The organism is Aquamicrobium terrae (assembly GCF_040545735.1).
In the GTDB taxonomy this organism is placed as follows: Bacteria; Pseudomonadota; Alphaproteobacteria; order Rhizobiales; family Rhizobiaceae; genus Mesorhizobium; species Mesorhizobium terrae_A.
This window is the reverse complement of the sequence record NZ_JBEPML010000003.1, coordinates 313,084-331,676: the sequence shown is the minus strand read 5'-3', so window position 1 is coordinate 331,676 and position 18,593 is coordinate 313,084. Positions and strand designations below refer to the sequence as shown.

The window sequence follows — 18,593 nt, the reverse complement described above, 5'->3', positions numbered from 1 at the left end:
TTTCAGCCAGCTTTCAACGGTATATCAAGATCACGAAACGCGCTCGCGCCGACCGATGTTCCGCCAACTGTCCGATGAGCTGTCCAGAGATTGGACGCAGCGCATAAAACGATTTAGAAGGCTCGCGTCTTCAATCCTCAGGATTATCGACCATGGATGAACAGAGCCGGAAAAGCATGGCCGTGCGCGGACGCTGGGCCGTGGCCGCCATGTTCTTCATCAACGGCTTCATCACCGGAAGCTGGGCGCCGCAGATCCCGGTGCTTCTGGTCCGGCTGGAGATCAGCAGGTTCACCCTCGGCCTGCTCATCCTGCTGTTCGGCGCGGGCGCGGTCGTCGCCATGTCATGGTGCGGATATCTGATCGCCCGGCATGGCTCACGCATGGTCTTGTCCCGCTTTGCCATCGCGGCGAGCTTCGGCCTGCTTCTGGTGGCGCTGGCGCCCAACCTCGTGCTGGCGGCGCTCACCATGATCGTCTTCGGCGGCCTCATCGGCGCCATGGACGTGGCCATGAACACCAATGCGGTGGTGGCCGAGCGCCGGCTGGCGCGCGCCATCATGTCCTCCTCCCACGGCTTCTGGAGCCTCGGCGGCTTCGTCGGCGGCGGGCTTGGAGGGCTGGGCATCCAGACATTCGGGCATCTGGCCCACGCCGCGATCGTAACGGCCGTCGCCATTGCCGGCGTGATGCTCGCCAACCGTCACCTGATCTCGGAAGGCCAGCCGGGAGGGACGGCACGGCCCCGCTTCTCATTGCCGCGCAATCCCCTGATCTACCTGATCGGCGTGATGGCGCTGTTTTCAATGACGCCGGAAGGCGCTGTGCTCGACTGGGCGGCCCTCTATCTTCAGCAGGAGCTTGGGGCCGATCTCGCGACGGCCAGCCTCGCCTTCGCCGCCTTTTCCGGCGTCATGGCCTGCATGCGCTTCGCCGGCGATGCAGTGCGCAACCGCTTCGGCGCGGTCACGACGCTGCGGGTCAGCGCCTTTATCGCGGCAACCGGCATGCTGGGTGCGGGTCTCGCTCCCGCGCCGTGGATGGCGATCGCCTGCTTCGCCTTCTGCGGCATCGGCATCGCCAACATGGTGCCGATCGCCTTCTCGGCCGCGGGCAACCAGCACGGCATCTCCTCGGGCGTCGGCATGAGCGTGGTCACCACCATGGGCTACAGCGGCATTCTTGTGGCCCCCTCGGCCATCGGCTTCGTCGCAGAGCATGTCGGCTTCAGCCCGGTGTTCATCGGCCTGTCAGGGCTGCTGGTCATCGTGTTCCTGATGGCGGGGCGGGTCCGGCGCGCCGATTTCAGCGCCACCCAGCCGGCCGAGTGAAGCCCCACCGGAGGCGTGAGCGCGATACAAAGACAGGCCCGGCGTCAGATCCGCCCCATCAGCACCAGGATCAGCAGCACCACCAGGATGACGCCGACGATGCCGGAGGGGCCGTAGCCCCAATTGCGCGAATAGGGCCAGCTCGGCACCGCGCCGATCAGGATCAGCACCAGTATGATGATGAGAAGCGTCGTAAGGGGCATGGGTGGACCTCCCGCTTGATGGTTGTCTCAACCACAATGCGCAAGCCCGCCCCGGCGTTCCCGGCACCCGATTCCGGCGCCCATGAAAAAAACCCGGGCGCAAGGCCCGGGTTTCAGGAAGAATGGCGGTTCGCCGCCCTCTCAGGCGGCCTTTTCCAGGCTATCCTGCCACTTGCCGAGCGCGGCCAGCGAGTTCATGCGGGCGCGGTGGGTGAAGGCGGCCTGCGCGGCGGCGACGTTGTCCGCCTTGCCGCTCCACGCCTTCTGCGGCGCGGCCTGCAGGGCGCGGCCATAGGAGAAGGTCAGCTTCCACGGATGCGGACCGATGGCGTTGATGGCGTTGAGGTTGGCGGTCGCCTCCTCGTCCGACTGGCCGCCCGACAGGAAGGCGATGCCCGGAACGGCGCAGGGCACCGTTTCGCGGAACAGCCTGATGGTCTTCTCGGCCACTTCCTCGGGCGAGTTCTTCGTGCCCGACTTCTTGCCGGCGATGACCATGTTCGGCTTGAGGATCGTGCCTTCCAGAACCACGTCGGCGGCATTCAGCTCGGCATAGAGCTGGAGCAGTGTGACCTTGGTGACCTCATAGCAGGTGTCGATGTCGTGGGCGCCGTCCATCAGCACTTCCGGCTCGACGATCGGCACGATGCCGGCTTCCTGACACAGCGCCGCATAGCGGGCGAGCGCATGGCAGTTGGCGTCGATGGCGTAGCCCGAGGGAACGCCCTCCTCCTCGTTGATGTCGATCACCGCGCGCCACTTGGCGAAGCGGGCGCCGAGCTTGTGGTACTCGGCCAGACGCTCGCGCAGGCCGTCGAGGCCCTCGGTGATGGTGTCGCCGGGGAAGCCGGCCAGCGGCTTGGCGCCGGCATCGACCTTGATGCCGGGAATGGCGCCGGCGGCCTTGATGATGTCGACCAGCGGCGTGCCGTCGGCGGCCTTCTGGCGGATGGTTTCGTCATAGAGGATGACGCCGGAAATATACTGGCTCATCGCCTCCTTGGCGCGGAACATCAGCTCGCGATAGTCGCGGCGGTTGTTTTCGGTGGATTCGACGCCGATGACGTCGAAACGCTTCTTGATCGTGCCGGAACTTTCGTCCGCCGCAAGAATGCCCTTGCCGTCGGCCACCATGGCCGCCGCGATATCCTCAAGACGTTCGCTCATTGTGTCACTCCTCAAAAAGGTGCCGGCTGGAAAGCATGCCCGCCGCATAGCAGAACCCGCCCGGCAAAGAAATGCCGGCCGCGCTTCCTAATCGATTGAAAGGCCAAGGGTTCCGCCGCGACCGGGGAAGCTGTGGGTATCAGCGCTTCAGAACCTCGACGCCGGGCAGCGGCTTGCCCTCCATCCATTCCAGAAAGGCGCCGCCGGCGGTCGAGACATAGGTGAAGTCGTCGGCGGCGCCGGCATGGTTGAGGGCGGCCACCGTGTCGCCGCCACCGGCCACCGAGATCAGCTTGCCCTCGCTTGTGCGCTCAGCCGCATGGCGCGCGGCCGCCACCGTGGCGCGGTCGAACGGCTCGATCTCGAACGCGCCGAGCGGGCCGTTCCAGACCAGCGTCGCCGCCCGGTCGATCCACTGGTTGATCGTCTCGACGCTCTTTTCGCCGGCATCGAGGATCATCGCGTCCTGCGGCACCGCATCGATGGCGACGGTCTCGTTGGCGGCGCCCGCCTTGAACTCGCGCGCCACCACGCCGTCGACCGGCAGGATGACCGCGCAGCCGGCTTCGGCCGCCGCGATCATGATCTGCCTGGCGGTCTGGGCCAGGTCGTGCTCGGCCAGCGACTTGCCGACCTCGGTGCCGCGCGCGGCGAGGAAGGTGTTGGCCATGCCGCCGCCGATGACCAGCGCGTCGACCTTGCGCACCAGGTTGCTCAGGAGGTCGATCTTGGTCGAGACCTTGGCGCCGCCGACGATGGCCACCACCGGCTTGGCCGGGTTGCCCAGTCCCTTTTCCAGCGCTTCCAGCTCGGCCTGCATGGTGCGTCCGGCATAGGCCGGCAACACATGGGCCAGCCCCTCGGTCGAGGCGTGCGCCCGGTGCGCGGCGGAAAAGGCGTCATTGACGTAGATGTCGCCATTGGCGGCCAGCGCCTTGACGAAATCGGGATCGTTCTTCTCCTCGCCCTTGTGGAAGCGGGTGTTCTCCAGAAGCAGCACGTCGCCGTCCTGCATGGCGGCGACGGCGGCGGCAGCCTTTTCGTCCACGCAGTCGCCGGCAAAGCCGACGGCGCGGCCGAGCACCCCGGCGGTGGCCTTCGCCACCGGCTCCAGCGAGAACTCCGCCTTGGGCTCGCCCTTGGGACGGCCGAAATGGGCGAGCAGGATGACCTTCGCGCCCTTGTCCGCCAGTTCCGCGATGGTCGGCCCGACCCGCTCGATGCGGGTGGCGTCGGTGACCTTGCCCTCCGCCATCGGCACGTTGAGGTCCACGCGCACCAGCACGCGCTTGCCGCGGATATCGCCAATGTCATCCAGCGTCTTGAAGCCGACCGTCATGTCAAATCCCCTTAATCCAGAAGGTCGCCCGGCGAGTGCAGGCGACGAAAATTGTCCAAGTCACGCTGCGCGAAGCAAAACGCCCGGCAAAGCCGGGCGTCTCGATCGGGCGGCGGCGATCAGCCGATGGTCTTGCCAAACGCGACGGCCGTGTCGGCCATGCGGTTGGAGAAGCCCCACTCGTTGTCGTACCACGACATGACGCGCACCAGATCGCCATCGATGACCTTGGTCTGGTCGAGCGCGAAGGTCGAGGAATGGGCATCATGGTTGAGGTCGATGGAGACCAGCGGGTCGCGCGTGTAGGCGAGGATGCCCTTGAGCGGGCCGTCGGCGGCCGCCACCAGCGCGGCGTTAACCTCCTCGACGGTGACCTTCTTCTTCGGCACGAACTTGAAGTCGATGACCGAGACGTTCGGCGTCGGCACGCGGATCGACACGCCGTCGAGCTTGCCCTTCAGCTCCGGCAGCACGAGGCCGACGGCCTTGGCCGCACCCGTCGAGGTCGGGATCATCGACACCGCCGCCGCACGGGCGCGGTAGAGGTCCTTGTGCATGGTGTCGAGCGTCGGCTGGTCGCCCGTATAGGCGTGCACCGTGGTCATGAAGCCCTTCTCGATGCCGAAGGCGTCGTTGAGCACCTTGGCCACCGGGGCCAGGCAGTTGGTGGTGCAGGAGGCGTTGGAGATGACGACATGGTCCTTCGACAGCTTGTCGTGGTTGACGCCGTAGACCACGGTCAGGTCGGCGCCGTCGGCCGGGGCCGACACGATGACGCGCTTGGCGCCGCCGGCGAGGTGGGCCGAGGCCTTCTCCTTGGAGGTGAAGATGCCGGTGCACTCCAGCACGATGTCGACGCCGAGCTCGCCCCAGGGCAGCTTGGACGGGTCGCGCTCGGCGAACACCTTGAAGGAATCGGAACCGACGGAGATGGTGTCGCCGTCGACCTTCACCTCGCTCGGGAAGCGGCCATGCACGGAATCGTAGCGCAGCAGATGCGCGTTGGTCTCGACCGGGCCGAGATCATTGATGGCGACCACGTCGATGTCCTTGCGGCCGCTTTCATAGATCGCGCGCACGATGTTGCGGCCGATGCGGCCAAATCCGTTGATGGCAACCTTCACAGTCATGTCCGTCTCCTGAAGCGGGAAAATCCCTGCCGTTCTTAAAAGAGGCGGGTGCTGGAATCCATCTCCCGCCATGCGCTTCAAACCGATTAGCCTGCCCCTGGCCTATCAATTCCAGGGGCCTGCCTCCCGGGCTCAGCCGTGCAGCCGGCCTTCGGCGGCCTTGGCCACGGCCTCGGCGGTGATGCCGAAATGGGCGTAGAGCTGCTCGATGGTGCCGCTGGCGCCGAAGCCGGTCATGCCGACGAAGATGCCGTCCGAGCCGATCACCGCGTCCCAGCCCTGGCGGATGCCGGCCTCGACCGCCACCTTGACCGCGGCCTTGCCGATGATCGCCTTGCGGTAGGCCTCGTCCTGCTGCTCGAAGATATCGAGGCAGGGCACCGAGACGACGCGGGTCGGATGGCCGTGGCCCTGGAGCAGGTCACGCGCCTTGAGCGCGATCTCGACCTCGGAGCCGGTGGCGAAGATGGTCACCGCGGCCTCGCCGCCCTCGGCGGCGGCCAGTTCGTAGGCGCCCTTGCGGCACAGGTTTTCTTCCACATAGGTGGTGCGTAGCGCCGGCAGGTTCTGGCGGGTCAGCGCCAGCGTCGACGGGGTCTTTTCCGTTTCCAGCGCGATCTGCCAGCACTCGGCCGCCTCGGTCGCATCGGCCGGGCGGAAGACGTTGTGGTTGGGGATGGCGCGCAGCGCCGCCACGTGCTCGACCGGCTGGTGGGTCGGACCGTCCTCGCCCAGCCCGATGGAATCATGGGTCATGACGAAGATGGAGCGGATGCCCATCAGCGAGGCCAGGCGCATGGCCGGGCGCGCATAGTCGGAGAAGGTGAGGAAGGTGCCGCCATAGGGGATGATGCCGCCATGCAGCGTCAGGCCGTTCATGGCCGCGGCCATGCCATGCTCGCGGATGCCGTAATGGACATAGCGCTCGCCGTAGTTGCCGGGCGTGATCGGCTTGGTTTGGCTGGTCTTGGTGTTGTTGGAGCCGGTGAGGTCGGCCGAGCCGCCGATGGTCTCCGGCACCACGCCGTTGATGACCTCCAGCGCCATTTCCGACGACTTGCGGGTGGCGACCTTCGGCTTGTCCTCGGCGAGCTTCTTCTTGTAGTCGGCGATGGCCGCGTCGAAGCCCTGCGGCAGCTTGCCGGACATGCGGCGCTCGAACTCGGCGCGCCTGGCGGCATCGGTCTTGGCCAGGCGGCCTTCCCATGCCTCGCGTGCCTCGGCGCCCCTGGCGCCGGCGGCGCGCCAGGCGTCGAGCACGTCAGCGGGCACGTCGAACGGCTCATAGGACCAGCCCAGCGCCTTGCGGGCGCCGGCGATTTCCTCGGCGCCGAGCGGCGAGCCGTGCACCTTGGAGGTGCCGGCCTTGGTCGGCGCGCCGAAGCCGATTGTGGTCTTGGCGGCGATCAGGGTCGGGCGGTCGGACTTGCGGGCCGCTTCCAGCGCGGCGGCGATGGCTTCCGGGTCCATGCCGTCGATCTTCAGCGTGTTCCAGCCCGAGGCCGCGAAACGCGCGGGCTGGTCGGTGGAGTCCGACAGCGAGACCGCGCCGTCGATGGAGATGTTGTTGTCGTCCCAGATGACGATCAGCTTGTTGAGCTTGAGGTGGCCCGCCAGCGAGAGCGCCTCCTGGCTGATGCCTTCCATCAGGCAGCCGTCACCGGCCAGCACATAGGTGTAGTGGTCGACCAGATCGTCGCCGAAGGCGGCATTCATGATGCGCTCGCCCAGGGCGAAGCCGACCGAATTGGCGATGCCCTGGCCGAGCGGCCCGGTGGTCGTCTCGATGCCGGCGGCATGGCCGTATTCGGGATGGCCGGCGGTGCGCGAGCCGAGCTGGCGGAAATTCTTGATCTCGTCGAGGGTGATGTCCTCGTAACCGGTCAGGTAGAGCAGCGAATAGAGCAGCATCGAGCCGTGGCCGGCCGAAAGGATGAAGCGGTCGCGGTCGGCCCAGTGCGGGTTGCGGGCATCGAACTTCAGGAAGCGGGTGAACAGCACCGTGGCGATGTCGGCACAACCCATCGGGAGGCCCGGATGGCCGGAATTGGCCTTCTCGACCGCATCCATGGAAAGAAAGCGGATCGCATTCGCCATCCGGTCATGTTGTTCACGCGAGGGCATGGTTCCTCCAGGCAGGATCTGGGCTGGGAAAGGGAGTGCGCGACACATAGCAGGCGACGCCTTGAAGTCAACAAATCGGTGCGTTTTGATGCCTTTTCGGTGCAATCGGGACGGTCCGCCCCATCCTTAGCGGGGGACAGGGCGAGAGCTTTGTTGACGCATGGTTCACCCGGAGCCTAATGTTTCCTCGATAACGCGTTCTGAACGCGTACGATTCGGTGATGCGCACAAATGGGATGGCAGCCATGACCGGGGACACCACGCTCAAGGAGGTCATCGCCCGTCTGGGCAAGGCCATGGAAAACCTCGAGAACGCGGTGGCGGCCCGGCTCGAACATGAACGCGATTATGCCGAGGCCGAGGCCGAGGTGCAGCGCATGAACGCTGACCGCTCGCGGCTGGCGCAGGAGCTCGACAATTCGGAAGCCCGCGCCGAGCGGCTCGAAGAAGCCAACAAGGAAGTGTCGCGGCGTCTGGTGACCGCCATGGAAACCATCCGTGCGGTGCTGGACAGATAGTTCGGGAGTGTCGCAATGGCCCAGGTGACGGTTTCGATCGACGGCAAGCAGTACCGCATGGCCTGTGACGAGGGTCAGGAAGAGCACCTGATCGGCCTCGCCGAGCGCTTCGACCGCTATGTGCTCCACCTCAAGGAATCCTTCGGCGAGATCGGCGACCAGCGGCTGACGGTGATGGCCGGCATCATGGTCATGGACGAGCTTTCGGAACAGCAAAAGAACATCAAGGGCATGGAGAGCGAGATCCAGACCCTGCGCAAGACCCGCGACGACGCGCTGAGCAAGGCCGACAAGAACGATGCGGCCCTCACCGGCGCGCTGGGCGCGCTGGCCGAGCGCATGGAAGCACTCGCCGCCTCGCTGGCCTTCCGCAAGGAGTGAGGCGGGGCGGAGCGCCGTTCGCCTCTGGAATTCCATACTGTTAAAATCGACCGGCCTGGAATACTATTCCGGAACGGCCCATATGCCGGTAACGCTTTCCTTCCGGGAGCGCGTCCGCACGGGCTAGACTATGTTCAGCCAATTTCCAGACAACAGGGCAGGGACACGCCATGAGCCTCCGTATCAACGACACGGCCCCCGATTTCACGGCCGAGACCACACAGGGCACCATCCATTTCCACGACTGGATCGGAGACGGCTATGCGGTGCTGTTCTCCCATCCCAAGGACTTCACGCCGGTCTGCACCACGGAGCTCGGCACCATGGCCGGGCTCGAGGGCGAGTTCCGCAAGCGCAATGCCAAGATCATCGGCATTTCGGTCGATCCGGTGGAGAGCCACAACCGCTGGAAGGACGACATCCGCGCCGTCACCGGCCATGCGGTCGACTATCCGCTGATCGGCGACCCCGAGCTGAAGGTCGCCAAGCTCTACGACATGCTGCCCGCCGAAGCCGGCGATAGCTGCGAAGGCCGCACGCCCGCCGACAACGCCACCGTGCGCTCGGTGTTCGTCATCGGGCCGGACAAGAAGATCAAGCTGGTCCTCACCTACCCGATGTCGACGGGCCGCAACTTCCAGGAAATCCTGCGCGCCATCGATTCCATCCAGCTCACCGCCAAGCACCAGGTGGCGACGCCGGCCGACTGGAAGCAGGGCGATGACGTCATCATCACCGCCGCCGTCTCCGACGAGGACGCCGTCAAGCGCTTCGGCTCCTACGAGACCATCCTGCCCTATATCCGCAAGACCAGGCAGCCGACGGCCTGACAAAGGTCAGGCAACTGCCCAAACGTCGCGGACTCATGCGGTTTCGCGACGTTTTTTTATCCGGGGCCATTCATTCCGGACACGCGCAATGGCTATCGCGCCCGACAAGGACGAATTGCCGGAAGCGATCAACCCCGGCGCCACGCATGGCGAGGCGATCGGCAGCTTCGCGGGCAAACCGCTTTATCACGCCAGCCTCGATGCCGATGAACGCCTGGCCCTGCTTGCCGGCAACGGGTTCACCGTTCTCAGGCATGGGAAGAACGCTCCTGCCTGCTGCGGCGCGACCGTCTGGCTGGCCAAGAGAGAAGCCTGACGATGCCCGCGTCCGGCATCAGCGGCGGCTCCCCGGCAGGAAGCGTTGCCTTGCCGTGAACCGTCGTCCATGACAGTTCGGAACAAGGCATCCGCAAAGGCAGCAGCATGACCTCATCCGACTATCGGGTACTGGCCCGCCACCCTTCCGTCGAAGATTATATGCGCCTGCGCGCCGCCGGGGGCCTCAGCGCCTTTTCGCGGGATGCCGCCAGCATCGGACTGAAAGGCACCCGCTTTGCCGCGCTGGTGATGCACGGCGACAAGGTCGTCGGCATGGGGCGGCTGATCGGCGATGGCGGCTGCTTTTTCCAGATCGTCGACATCGTCGTCGAGCCGGAGCATCAGGGCAAAGGGCTGGGCAAGGCCATCATGGCGGCGCTGATGGAGCATGTGAAAACCGCGCTTCCCTCCTCGGCCTATGTCAGCCTGATCGCGGATGTGCCCGCCAACAAGCTCTACGAGCAGTTCGGCTTTCGGGAAACCGCGCCGAAATCCCTCGGCATGGCCTTCAAAGTGCCCTGAACCGGGCCTCCCGGCGGCAAAACCAAGGTCAAACGAAAACGGCGCCCCGTTCGGAGCGCCGTTTGTTTTTGGAACCGCGGACGGATTACGCCGCCGGCTGCGCCTCGATGGTGCGCAGCGCCTGCGCCTGGCGCTTGGCCTCGGCCTTCACCGCGTCCTGCACCTTCTCGAAGGCGCGCACCTCGATCTGGCGCACGCGCTCGCGGCTGATGTCGAATTCGCCGGACAGTTCCTCCAGCGTCAACGGCTCCTCGGCAAGGCGGCGCGCCTCGAAGATGCGGCGCTCGCGATCGTTCAGCACGGACATGGCGCCCGCCAGCATCTTGCGGCGGTTGTCCAGTTCGTCCTGCTCGATCAGCATCTGCTCCTGGCTGTCGCTGTCGTCGACCAGCCAGTCCTGCCACTCGCCGCTTTCGCCCTCGGTGGCGCGGATCGGCGCGTTGAGCGAGGCGTCGCCCGACAGGCGGCGGTTCATCGAAACCACCTCCTCCTCGGAGACGTTGAGGCGGGTGGCGATCTCGGCGATCTGCTCGGGCTTCAGGTCGCCGTCGTCCAGCGCCTGGATCTTGCCCTTCACCTTGCGCAGGTTGAAGAACAGGCGCTTCTGATTGGCGGTGGTGCCCATCTTCACCAGGCTCCACGAGCGCAGGATGTATTCCTGGATCGAGGCCTTGATCCACCACATGGCATAGGTGGCCAGCCGGAAACCGCGCTCCGGCTCGAATTTCTTGACCGCCTGCATGAGGCCGACATTGCCTTCCGAGATCACCTCGCCGATCGGCAGGCCGTAGCCGCGATAGCCCATGGCGATCTTGGCCACGAGCCTCAGATGGCTGGTGACGAGCTTGTGGGCGGCGGCCGTGTCGCCATGCTCATGATAGCGCTTGGCGAGCATGTACTCTTCCTGCGGCTGGAGCATGGGAAAGCGGCGGATTTCTTCCAGGTAGCGGGTCAGGCCACCTTCGCCGGAAACGATGCTGGGTAGTGTCTGGGCCATAAAGCGCCCTCCTCTCTAGAGCGATGCCCCCGAAACGCGGCGGGCATGGGGTGCAGACGCCGGAAAAGCGCACGTCTGCAAGAACAGCTTATACAGGAACAAAACCGGAAACGCACGTATTTGTTCAATGCGAAACAGACTGTCACGGTGAAGTGAACAAAGCGAGTCAGGTTTTTTGATGGCAGGTTCAGATTTGGCGAAAGCCGCTCACCAGCGCGGCCATATCCGCAGGCAGCGGCGCTTCGAACCGCATCATCATATGGGTGGCGGGATGGCGGAATGCAAGCAGCCGCGCATGCAGCGCCTGCCGCGGGAAGGCCCGCACCGCGTCCTTCAGCGGTTCCGGCAGCCGGTTCGCCTTGGTGCGGAACGCCTGCCCGTAATCGGGATCGCCGACCACCGGATGGCCGATATGGGCCATATGCACCCTGATCTGGTGGGTGCGGCCGGTTTCCAGCCGGCATTCCACGAGGCTCGCGGCCGCATACTGGCTCTGGCCCTCGCCAAAGCGCTCCTCGACCCGGTAGTGGGTGACGGCGTGGCGGGCGTCGTCGCGCCCTTCCGGCACCACGGCGCGCCGCACCCGGTCCGCCGCCCGGCCGAGCGGCGCGTCGACCGTGCCTGCCAGGCGCTGGGGAATGCCCCAGACCAGCGCCACATAGGCGCGTTCGAGATTGCCGCTGCGGCCATGGTCGGCGAAGGCCTCCGACAGCGCCTTGTGGGCCCGGTCGGTCTTGGCCGCGACCAGCACGCCGGACGTGTCCTTGTCCAGCCGGTGCACGATGCCCGGCCGCTTGACCCCGCCGATGCCGGACAGGCTGTCGCCGCAATGGTGGATCAGCGCATTGACCAGCGTGCCGGTCCAGTTGCCGGCGCCCGGATGCACCACCAGCCCGGCCGGCTTGTTGACGACGACCAGTTCGTCATCCTCGTAGAGGATGTCGAGGGGGATGGCCTCGCCCAGCGGCGCCGCCGGCTCCGGCTCGGGCATGGCGACCTCGACACGCTCGCCGACGGCAAGCTTGCGCTTCGGCTCGCCGGTCGCGACGCCGCCGACCAGCACCGCGCCCTGCCTGATCAGCGCCTGCACCCGGCTGCGCGACAGGTCGGGCGCCAGCCGCGCTGCCAGCCACTGGTCGAGCCGCTGGCCGGCTGCCTCCGCCTCAGCGACGAACTCGACCCGGCCGCCCTCTATCAATCCCGAACCCACTTCGTTATGACCGCTCATCCTGATGAACTGTTGCGGACCCTGCCATGACCCGGCCCGAAACCGAAGAAGAAGACAAGCCGCTGGACCCTTCCATCGAGAAGGTGCGCCGCAAGATGATCCGCTTCATGGGCATCAATCTCGGTCTTCTGTTCCTCGCCCTTATGGTGGTGATCGCCGCCCTTGTCTACAAATCCCGGATCACGGAGCCGCAGGTAGCCGCGCCCGCCGGCGACATTCAGGCGCCTGCCGGCCAGCAGATCGAAGGCGATATCGTGCTGCCGGTCGGCGCGCGCGTCGTCTCGCAGTCGATTTCCGGCAACCGCATTTCCCTCGATGCGGAACTGGCGGGCGGCGAGCGCGTGCTGTTCGTCTACGACATCGCCGCGCGCAGCATGGTCGGGCGCTTCACCATCCGCAACAGATAAAGCATGTCGCCCGGAAGCGGGAACCGGTTTCGGGATAACGGCATGCGCAAAAAAACAGGAACTTGAAGCGCAGGGAACGAATCTGGAAGATCGCGACACGCTTTGGCCCGATCACTTCTGCGCGCACAGCGTGCGCTCGTCTTGAAACTGCAATGCGACTCTGCCTATCTTTCCAGTGTCGCCCGATTGCAGGCGGCATGGTTGTTCTTGTTGCGAAAGGAAAGACACTGAGAACAGCACTTCGGAAGAAGGCCGAGATCGTGCCTTCGCCGGCCGGGATAGGCGTCAGCCAGCCCCGCGCCCTCGACATCGTCCTTGCCAGTCTCGAAGACTCCAAGGCCGAAAATATCGTCCCCATCGACATTCAGGGCAAATCGAGCCTCGGCGATCACATGGTCATCGCCTCGGGCCGGTCGCACCGGCATGTCGCGGCCGTCGCCGATCACCTGCTCAAGGCGCTCAAGGATGCCGGCCTCGGCAATGCGCGCGTCGAGGGCCTGTCCGGCGCCGACTGGGTCCTGATCGATTCGGGCGATGTCATCGTCCATATCTTCCGTCCAGAGGTCCGTGAATTCTACAATCTGGAGAAGATGTGGCAGGCGCCGGATCTGGAGGAAGAGACGCTGCACTAGGAGCCGGCGTCGCTTTGGAGCATCGGACCGAAAAGTGGTATCCGGTTTTCGGGAATATCCGATGCTTGATCTGGGGCGGGCATGAAACTCACCGTACACGCCGTGGGCCGTATGAAGTCCGGCCCCGAGAAGGAGCTTGGCGACCGCTACTACGAGCGGTTCGCCCGCAGCGGGCCGGCCGTCGGCCTCGAATTCGGCGGCATCACCGAAATCCCGGAAGGGCGCGGCCAGACGGTGGACGAGCGCCAGCGCGAGGAAGGGCAGAAGCTGCTCGCCCATGTGCAGGCCCAGGGGCAGGCGGGCGCTGCCCTTGTCCTGCTCGACGAGCGCGGCAAGAGCTTTTCCTCGCAGGAACTCGCCCGCCGCATCGGCGCCATGCGCGACAACGGCCGCAAGGCGGTGGTGGTGGCCATCGGCGGGCCGGACGGGCATGGCGAGGCGCTGCGCAGCGAGGCCGAGCTGATCGTCTCCTTCGGCGCGCTCACCTGGCCGCACCAGCTCGTGCGCGTCATGCTCGGCGAACAGCTCTACCGCATCGCCACCATTCTCGCCGGCCACCCCTATCATCGCGCCTGAAAACCGGGATAGATGAGAATCACGGCCAATGACGGGCTCGCCCGGATTTTCGCCCCATTCTGCGGTCAGCAGCAGGTCGGGTGGAACATGCGTCAAACCCGCAAACATGGTTGATGATTCGTTAACGATGCTGCCGCTACTGTCGCTCCTCAATGGATGAGCGCTTGAGATCGGAACCGGGCCCGCGCGGCGCCCGCCGCCTGCTGGCGGCGCTGGCGCTGCTGGTTTCCTGCGGCCTCGCCCAGGCCGCGCCGGAAGAGCCGGCCGAGGCCGATGCCAAGCGCGCCGAATACGAGCAGGTGACGAAGGAGATCAGCCTCTCCTCGGAGCGGCTGGCCAGGCTTGCCGCCGACATCGCCGCGGTGCGCAAGGACTATGCCTCGATCACCGCCGCCCTCATACAGTCGGCCAAGACCGAGCAGAAGCTCGGGCAGGACATCGACGACATCGGCACCCGGCTGGAGGAGCTGAAGGGGCAGGACGCCCGCATCCGCGCCTCGCTGGCCGAGCGCAGCGACGTGCTGGCCGAGGTGCTGGGCGCGTTGCAGCGCATGGGCGTCAACCCGCCGCCGGCGATCCTGGTGCGCCCGGAAGACGCGCTGGCCTCGGTGCGCAGCGCCATCCTGCTCGGCGCCGTGGTGCCGGAACTGCGCCACGAGACCGAAAGGCTGATGGCGGATCTCAAGGAACATGCGCGCGTCACCGCCTCCATCGAGGCCGAGCGCGGTCGGCTCACCGCCTCCGTGACCGAGCAGCTGGCCGAGAAGCAGCGCCTCACCCTGTTGCTCGAGGCGCGCAAGAAATTCCAGGCCGAGACCCAGGCAGCGCTCGCGGCCGAGCAGCAGAACGCGCAGGAGCTGGCGGCCAGGGCGCGCAGCCTGAAGGACCTGATCGCGGCCCTCGACAAGCAGGCCAAGCGCAAGGCCGAGGAGGAGGCCCGCACGGCGGCCCTGCCGGTACCGGAGGCCAACCGCCTGCTGGAGCGCATCCCCTTCCGGTCCCTGCACGGGCAGATCGCCCTGCCGGTGACCGGCACGGTCAAGCGCCGCTTCGGCGCCAATGACGGTAACGGATCGGTGATGCAGGGCGACATGGTTGCGACACAATCGGGCGCCATCGTCACCGCACCGGCGGATGGGGAGATACTCTATGCGGGGCCGTTCCGCTCCTACGGTCAACTCTTGATCCTCGACGCCGGCGGCGGCTATCATGTCGTCCTGGCGGGGATGAACAGGTTGACCGTCGCGTCCGGCCAATCCGTTCTCGCGGGCGAGCCGATCGGCGCGATGGGTGAAGCAAGGGTGGCAAGCACCTCGGCGACACAGGATGCAAATGCCACGCCGGAGCTCTATGTCGAGTTCCGCAAGGATGGTAAACCCGTTGATCCGACCCCGTGGTGGGCGGACCGTGTTTCTGGAAGGACGTGAAATGATGCGGAAACTCTCGCTCCTGTTTGCCGGTGCGCTGATGGGCGCATCCGCCATGAGCCTTGTCTATGGCGTTCCGGGCACCGCGGCGAATGCGGCAGGCGCCGAGACCTACAAGCAGCTTGCCGTGTTCGGCGACATCTTCGAGCGCGTGCGCGCCCAGTATGTGACGCCGCCGGACGACAAGTCGCTGGTCGAGAACGCCATCAACGGCATGCTCACCTCGCTCGACCCGCATTCCTCCTTCATGAATGCGGAAGCCGCCCAGGACATGCGCGTGCAGACCAAGGGCGAGTTCGGCGGCCTCGGCATCGAGGTCACTATGGAGAACGACCTCGTCAAGGTCATCACCCCGATCGACGACACGCCCGCCGCCAAGGCCGGCGTGCTGGCCGGCGACTACATCGCCAAGATCGACGGTGAGGAGGTGCGCGGCCTGACCCTCAACGACGCGGTGCAGAAGATGCGCGGGCCGGTCTCGACCCCGATCACGCTGACCATCCTGCGCGAGGGCGCCGACAAGCCGATCGAGATCAAGGTGGTGCGCGACATCATCAAGGTGAAGGCGGTCAAGTTCCGCACCGAGGACGATATCGGCTACATCAAGATCACCTCCTTCACCGAAAAGACCTATGACGACCTCGAGGCCGCCATCACCTCGATCAAGAAGGACATCCCGAAGGACAAGCTCAAGGGCTATGTGCTCGACCTGCGCCTCAATCCGGGCGGCCTGCTCGACCAGGCGGTGAGCGTTTCCGACGCCTTCCTCGACCGCGGCGAGATCGTCTCGACGCGCGGACGCGATCCCAAGGACGTCACCCGCTTCGACGCCAAGGCGGGCGATTCCATCGACGGCAAGCCGCTGGTGGTGCTCATCAACGGCGGCTCGGCCAGCGCCTCGGAGATCGTCGCCGGCGCCTTGCAGGACCTGCGCCGCGCCACCGTGGTCGGCAGCCAGTCCTTCGGCAAGGGCTCGGTCCAGACCATCATCCCGCTGGGCGAGAGCGGCGCGCTCCGGCTGACGACGGCGCTCTACTACACGCCGTCCGGCAAATCGATCCAGGGCAAGGGCATTGCGCCCGACATCAAGGTCGACCAGCCGCTGCCGCCGGAATTGCAGGGCCGCGACCTGACCCGTGGCGAATCCGACCTCAAGGGCCACATCAAGGGTGCGGAAGAGGGCGAAACCGGCTCCGGCTCGGTCGCCTACGTGCCGCCGGAAGCCAAGGACGACCTCCAGCTCACCTATGCGCTGGAACTGCTGCGCGGCCAGAAGACCGACCCGGCCTTCCCGCCCAACCCGGACAAGGCCGTCCTCAACCAGTAGGAGGTTCGGCCCGCCGCGCGGACCTGTTCATCCGCGCCACGCAATGCCAGACTGCCGGAACCTCGCCGTTCCGGCAGTTTTGATTCGGGGGCCTGCCGCAGCCGCAGGGTTGCGGCGGTCTGATTGGGGAGACGCCGCTTGTCAGGCGAAAAGGATATCGACCGCCCTCTCGGGCAGGAGCAGGGGCGGCCGCGCCGTGCCCCGGCCCTGCCGCGCATCCCGGCCGGCACCGTCCTGCTCAGCCTTGCCGCCGTGGCCGTGGTGGGCGCCTCCGCCATGATCGCGCTGCGCGAGCGGCCCTGGCGCCAGCCGGAAGTCGTCGCCACGCCGCAGCCCGCAGCCGAGGTCCCGGCACAGCCGGCGCACCCCGAAACGAGGATCACCACGCAGCCGGGCGGCGCCCAGATCATCCGCGTCGAGCCCGACGGGCCGGATGACGGCGGCGCCATCGTCGTGCGCGATCCTTCCGCCTTGCAGCAGAACCTGCGCGTCGCCCATCTGCCCGACCGCGCGCTGGTCGAGGACAGCGAGACCGGCCCGCTGCCGAAGCGCGCCGAGGACGGCAGGCGGCCCTTCGACGTCTATGCCCGGCCCTGGTCGGGCGCGCGCGGCGCCCGCGTCGCCATCGTCATCGGCGGGCTGGCCGTTTCGCAGACCGGCACCCAGGCCGCCCTCGCCAAGCTGCCGCCGGAGGTGACGCTGGGCTTCGCCTCGGGCGGCAATTCGATCGGCCGCTGGATGCAGGAGGGCCGCAGAAAGGGCCACGAGATCGTGATGCAGGTGCCGATGGAGCCGTTCGATTATCCCAATGTCGATCCCGGCCGCGACACGCTGACCGTCGAGGCCGCGCCGGACGACAATCTGCGCGCCATGCGCCGCGTGCTGTCGCGCACCACCAACTACACCGCGGTGATGAACTATATGGGCGCCCGCTTCACCGCCGACGAACAGGCGCTTTCGCCCATCATGCGGGAACTGGCGGCGCGCGGTCTCGGCTATCTGGACGACGGCTCCTCCGCCCGCAGCCGCGCGCCGGAACTGGCGGCGCAGGAGAAGATGCCGCTCGCCGTCGCCGACACCCAGATCGACGCCGTGCAGGACCGCGCCGCCATTCTCAAGAAGCTTGACGAGCTGGAAGCCACCGCCCGCGCCAGGGGCAGCGCCATCGGCATCGGCTCGGCCTTCGACATGACGGTTGACGCGGTCGCCGCTTGGGTCAATGAAGCGAAGATGCGCGGTATCGAGATCGTGCCGATTTCCGCCGTCGCCAACGATCCGGAGAACCGCTGAAGCGGGGGAAAGCTGAACCATGTCGAAGAAGAAGCCCGTCGATCCCGAGAGCCTGCCCTACCGCCCCTGCGTGGGCGTGATGGTGCTGAACCGCGGCGGGCTGGTATGGGCAGGCCATCGCGTTCCCGAGCCCAACGACGAGACCACCGGCTCCGACAAATTGTGGCAGATGCCGCAGGGCGGCATCGACAGGGGCGAGGACCCGCTGGTCGCGGCCCGGCGCGAACTGTTCGAGGAAACCGGCATCAAGAGCGTGTCGCTGCTGGCCGAAGCGCCGCACTGGATCAACTACGACCTGCCTTCGCACCTGATGGGCATCGCCCTGCACGGCCGCTATCGCGGCCAGACCCAGAAATGGTTCGCCTTCCGCTTCGAGGGCGACGAGAGTGAAATCCGCGTCAACCCGCCGCCCGGCGGCCATACGGCGGAGTTCGACCGCTGGGACTGGATGCCGATGGCCGACCTGCCCGGGCTCATCGTGCCCTTCAAGCGCAAGGTCTACGAGGACGTGGTGACGGTCTTCCGCCATCTGACCGGCTGAAACCCGTCTCCCGACCGGCGCGAAGACAAAGCCTGAGACGCGGACCTGAACCCGCGCCGGGTGCCTGTTGCGTCCAAAATGCGCTACGATCCCACGGCGGCGGCACGCCACGGGATGAAACCCCGAACGGTCTCGCCCCGGCCGCGCCGAAGCGCAGCTTTTTTCGGCCTTTTTGCAGGACACCGGATTTCCGTGCGGAATCCGGGCCAGCAAGGCACTTCGGATCGCACGATCCACGAATTCAGGCATCATATTTGCAAGGAATATGCGCCTGATCGGTGTTACAAGCATCGAAGTACGTTATC

The 18,593-nt window shown here is 66.2% G+C and carries 20 protein-coding genes; 13 read left to right on the top strand and 7 right to left on the bottom strand.

Annotation, left to right across the window (positions count from 1 at the left end; genetic code table 11):
- Positions 1–152 precede the first annotated feature (152 nt).
- Positions 153–1,331 carry an MFS transporter gene (locus tag ABID37_RS06835; RefSeq protein WP_354193462.1) on the top strand — a complete coding sequence of 393 codons (1,179 nt, stop codon included), beginning with the start codon at positions 153–155 and terminating at the stop codon, positions 1,329–1,331.
- Between the two features lie 44 nt (positions 1,332–1,375).
- On the opposite strand, the gene ABID37_RS06830 is transcribed toward ABID37_RS06835, so the two are convergent.
- The 5 genes from ABID37_RS06830 to tkt all read right to left on the bottom strand — a co-directional run bounded on the left by ABID37_RS06830 (position 1,376) and on the right by tkt (position 7,294).
- Entirely contained in the window at positions 1,376–1,534 is a 159-nt protein-coding gene (locus ABID37_RS06830) for a DUF3309 family protein (RefSeq protein WP_354193460.1), read from the bottom strand.
- A gap of 141 nt (positions 1,535–1,675) precedes the next feature.
- Positions 1,676–2,701, bottom strand: coding sequence for a class I fructose-bisphosphate aldolase (locus tag ABID37_RS06825; RefSeq protein ID WP_354193459.1), 1,026 nt, complete (start codon positions 2,699–2,701; stop codon positions 1,676–1,678).
- Between the two features lie 139 nt (positions 2,702–2,840).
- On the bottom strand, positions 2,841–4,040 hold the full coding sequence (locus ABID37_RS06820) for a phosphoglycerate kinase (protein ID WP_354193457.1): 1,200 nt from the start codon (positions 4,038–4,040) through the stop codon (positions 2,841–2,843).
- Positions 4,041–4,159: 119 nt separating this feature from the next.
- Positions 4,160–5,170 (bottom strand): type I glyceraldehyde-3-phosphate dehydrogenase, encoded by a 1,011-nt coding sequence (gene gap, locus ABID37_RS06815; protein ID WP_354193455.1) that lies wholly within the window; start codon positions 5,168–5,170, stop codon positions 4,160–4,162.
- Between the two features lie 132 nt (positions 5,171–5,302).
- A complete protein-coding gene (gene tkt / locus ABID37_RS06810; RefSeq protein WP_354193454.1) occupies positions 5,303–7,294 on the bottom strand; it encodes a transketolase in 1,992 nt (663 codons plus the stop codon).
- Positions 7,295–7,539: 245 nt separating this feature from the next.
- Between tkt and ABID37_RS06805 the strand changes: the two genes are divergently transcribed.
- From ABID37_RS06805 to ABID37_RS06785, 5 genes are all read left to right on the top strand, one after another.
- Complete coding sequence (locus ABID37_RS06805) at positions 7,540–7,812, top strand: DUF4164 domain-containing protein (protein ID WP_354193452.1); 273 nt, start codon at positions 7,540–7,542, stop codon at positions 7,810–7,812.
- Positions 7,813–7,827: 15 nt separating this feature from the next.
- Positions 7,828–8,193, top strand: a complete 366-nt coding sequence (locus tag ABID37_RS06800) for a cell division protein ZapA (protein ID WP_354193451.1) — start codon at positions 7,828–7,830, stop codon at positions 8,191–8,193.
- A gap of 170 nt (positions 8,194–8,363) precedes the next feature.
- Entirely contained in the window at positions 8,364–9,023 is a 660-nt protein-coding gene (locus ABID37_RS06795) for a peroxiredoxin (protein ID WP_354193449.1), read from the top strand.
- A gap of 88 nt (positions 9,024–9,111) precedes the next feature.
- Positions 9,112–9,339, top strand: coding sequence for a hypothetical protein (locus tag ABID37_RS06790; protein WP_354193448.1), 228 nt, complete (start codon positions 9,112–9,114; stop codon positions 9,337–9,339).
- Between the two features lie 107 nt (positions 9,340–9,446).
- The gene (locus ABID37_RS06785) at positions 9,447–9,863 is read left to right on the top strand and encodes a GNAT family N-acetyltransferase (protein WP_354193447.1); all 417 of its coding nucleotides are present in this window, start codon (positions 9,447–9,449) and stop codon (positions 9,861–9,863) included.
- 85 nt (positions 9,864–9,948) lie between these two features.
- On the opposite strand, the gene rpoH is transcribed toward ABID37_RS06785, so the two are convergent.
- Both rpoH and ABID37_RS06775 read right to left on the bottom strand, forming a co-directional pair.
- Positions 9,949–10,860, bottom strand: a complete 912-nt coding sequence (gene rpoH, locus ABID37_RS06780; RefSeq protein ID WP_354193445.1) for an RNA polymerase sigma factor RpoH — start codon at positions 10,858–10,860, stop codon at positions 9,949–9,951.
- Between the two features lie 187 nt (positions 10,861–11,047).
- Positions 11,048–12,088 (bottom strand): RluA family pseudouridine synthase, encoded by a 1,041-nt coding sequence (locus tag ABID37_RS06775; RefSeq protein ID WP_354193444.1) that lies wholly within the window; start codon positions 12,086–12,088, stop codon positions 11,048–11,050.
- Positions 12,089–12,114: 26 nt separating this feature from the next.
- Here ABID37_RS06775 and ABID37_RS06770 point away from each other — a divergent pair, with 26 nt between their 5' ends.
- The 7 genes from ABID37_RS06770 to ABID37_RS06740 all read left to right on the top strand — a co-directional run bounded on the left by ABID37_RS06770 (position 12,115) and on the right by ABID37_RS06740 (position 18,288).
- The gene (locus ABID37_RS06770; protein WP_354193442.1) at positions 12,115–12,495 is read left to right on the top strand and encodes a fimbrial protein; all 381 of its coding nucleotides are present in this window, start codon (positions 12,115–12,117) and stop codon (positions 12,493–12,495) included.
- A 260-nt stretch (positions 12,496–12,755) separates the two neighbouring features.
- Positions 12,756–13,127: a ribosome silencing factor gene (gene rsfS / locus ABID37_RS06765; RefSeq protein WP_435521544.1), complete on the top strand. Its 372-nt coding sequence runs from the start codon at positions 12,756–12,758 to the stop codon at positions 13,125–13,127.
- 81 nt (positions 13,128–13,208) lie between these two features.
- The gene (rlmH, locus tag ABID37_RS06760) at positions 13,209–13,703 is read left to right on the top strand and encodes a 23S rRNA (pseudouridine(1915)-N(3))-methyltransferase RlmH (RefSeq protein ID WP_354193439.1); all 495 of its coding nucleotides are present in this window, start codon (positions 13,209–13,211) and stop codon (positions 13,701–13,703) included.
- 152 nt (positions 13,704–13,855) lie between these two features.
- Complete coding sequence (locus tag ABID37_RS06755; protein ID WP_354193437.1) at positions 13,856–15,130, top strand: murein hydrolase activator EnvC family protein; 1,275 nt, start codon at positions 13,856–13,858, stop codon at positions 15,128–15,130.
- A 1-nt stretch (position 15,131) separates the two neighbouring features.
- Positions 15,132–16,457, top strand: a complete 1,326-nt coding sequence (locus ABID37_RS06750; RefSeq protein WP_354193435.1) for a S41 family peptidase — start codon at positions 15,132–15,134, stop codon at positions 16,455–16,457.
- A 138-nt stretch (positions 16,458–16,595) separates the two neighbouring features.
- Complete coding sequence (locus tag ABID37_RS06745; RefSeq protein ID WP_354193434.1) at positions 16,596–17,747, top strand: divergent polysaccharide deacetylase family protein; 1,152 nt, start codon at positions 16,596–16,598, stop codon at positions 17,745–17,747.
- Positions 17,748–17,766: 19 nt separating this feature from the next.
- Positions 17,767–18,288, top strand: a complete 522-nt coding sequence (locus ABID37_RS06740) for an RNA pyrophosphohydrolase (RefSeq protein ID WP_354193432.1) — start codon at positions 17,767–17,769, stop codon at positions 18,286–18,288.
- The last annotated feature ends 305 nt before the right edge of the window (positions 18,289–18,593 follow it).

Coding starts and splice junctions, on each gene's coding strand:
- ABID37_RS06835 (WP_354193462.1), top strand. CDS start 153: ATGGATGAACAGAGCCGGAAAAGCATGGCCGTGCGCGGACGCTGGGCC.
- ABID37_RS06830 (WP_354193460.1), bottom strand. CDS start 1,534: ATGCCCCTTACGACGCTTCTCATCATCATACTGGTGCTGATCCTGATC.
- ABID37_RS06825 (WP_354193459.1), bottom strand. CDS start 2,701: ATGAGCGAACGTCTTGAGGATATCGCGGCGGCCATGGTGGCCGACGGC.
- ABID37_RS06820 (WP_354193457.1), bottom strand. CDS start 4,040: ATGACGGTCGGCTTCAAGACGCTGGATGACATTGGCGATATCCGCGGC.
- gap (WP_354193455.1), bottom strand. CDS start 5,170: ATGACTGTGAAGGTTGCCATCAACGGATTTGGCCGCATCGGCCGCAAC.
- tkt (WP_354193454.1), bottom strand. CDS start 7,294: ATGCCCTCGCGTGAACAACATGACCGGATGGCGAATGCGATCCGCTTT.
- ABID37_RS06805 (WP_354193452.1), top strand. CDS start 7,540: ATGACCGGGGACACCACGCTCAAGGAGGTCATCGCCCGTCTGGGCAAG.
- ABID37_RS06800 (WP_354193451.1), top strand. CDS start 7,828: ATGGCCCAGGTGACGGTTTCGATCGACGGCAAGCAGTACCGCATGGCC.
- ABID37_RS06795 (WP_354193449.1), top strand. CDS start 8,364: ATGAGCCTCCGTATCAACGACACGGCCCCCGATTTCACGGCCGAGACC.
- ABID37_RS06790 (WP_354193448.1), top strand. CDS start 9,112: ATGGCTATCGCGCCCGACAAGGACGAATTGCCGGAAGCGATCAACCCC.
- ABID37_RS06785 (WP_354193447.1), top strand. CDS start 9,447: ATGACCTCATCCGACTATCGGGTACTGGCCCGCCACCCTTCCGTCGAA.
- rpoH (WP_354193445.1), bottom strand. CDS start 10,860: ATGGCCCAGACACTACCCAGCATCGTTTCCGGCGAAGGTGGCCTGACC.
- ABID37_RS06775 (WP_354193444.1), bottom strand. CDS start 12,088: ATGAGCGGTCATAACGAAGTGGGTTCGGGATTGATAGAGGGCGGCCGG.
- ABID37_RS06770 (WP_354193442.1), top strand. CDS start 12,115: ATGACCCGGCCCGAAACCGAAGAAGAAGACAAGCCGCTGGACCCTTCC.
- rlmH (WP_354193439.1), top strand. CDS start 13,209: ATGAAACTCACCGTACACGCCGTGGGCCGTATGAAGTCCGGCCCCGAG.
- ABID37_RS06755 (WP_354193437.1), top strand. CDS start 13,856: ATGGATGAGCGCTTGAGATCGGAACCGGGCCCGCGCGGCGCCCGCCGC.
- ABID37_RS06750 (WP_354193435.1), top strand. CDS start 15,132: ATGATGCGGAAACTCTCGCTCCTGTTTGCCGGTGCGCTGATGGGCGCA.
- ABID37_RS06740 (WP_354193432.1), top strand. CDS start 17,767: ATGTCGAAGAAGAAGCCCGTCGATCCCGAGAGCCTGCCCTACCGCCCC.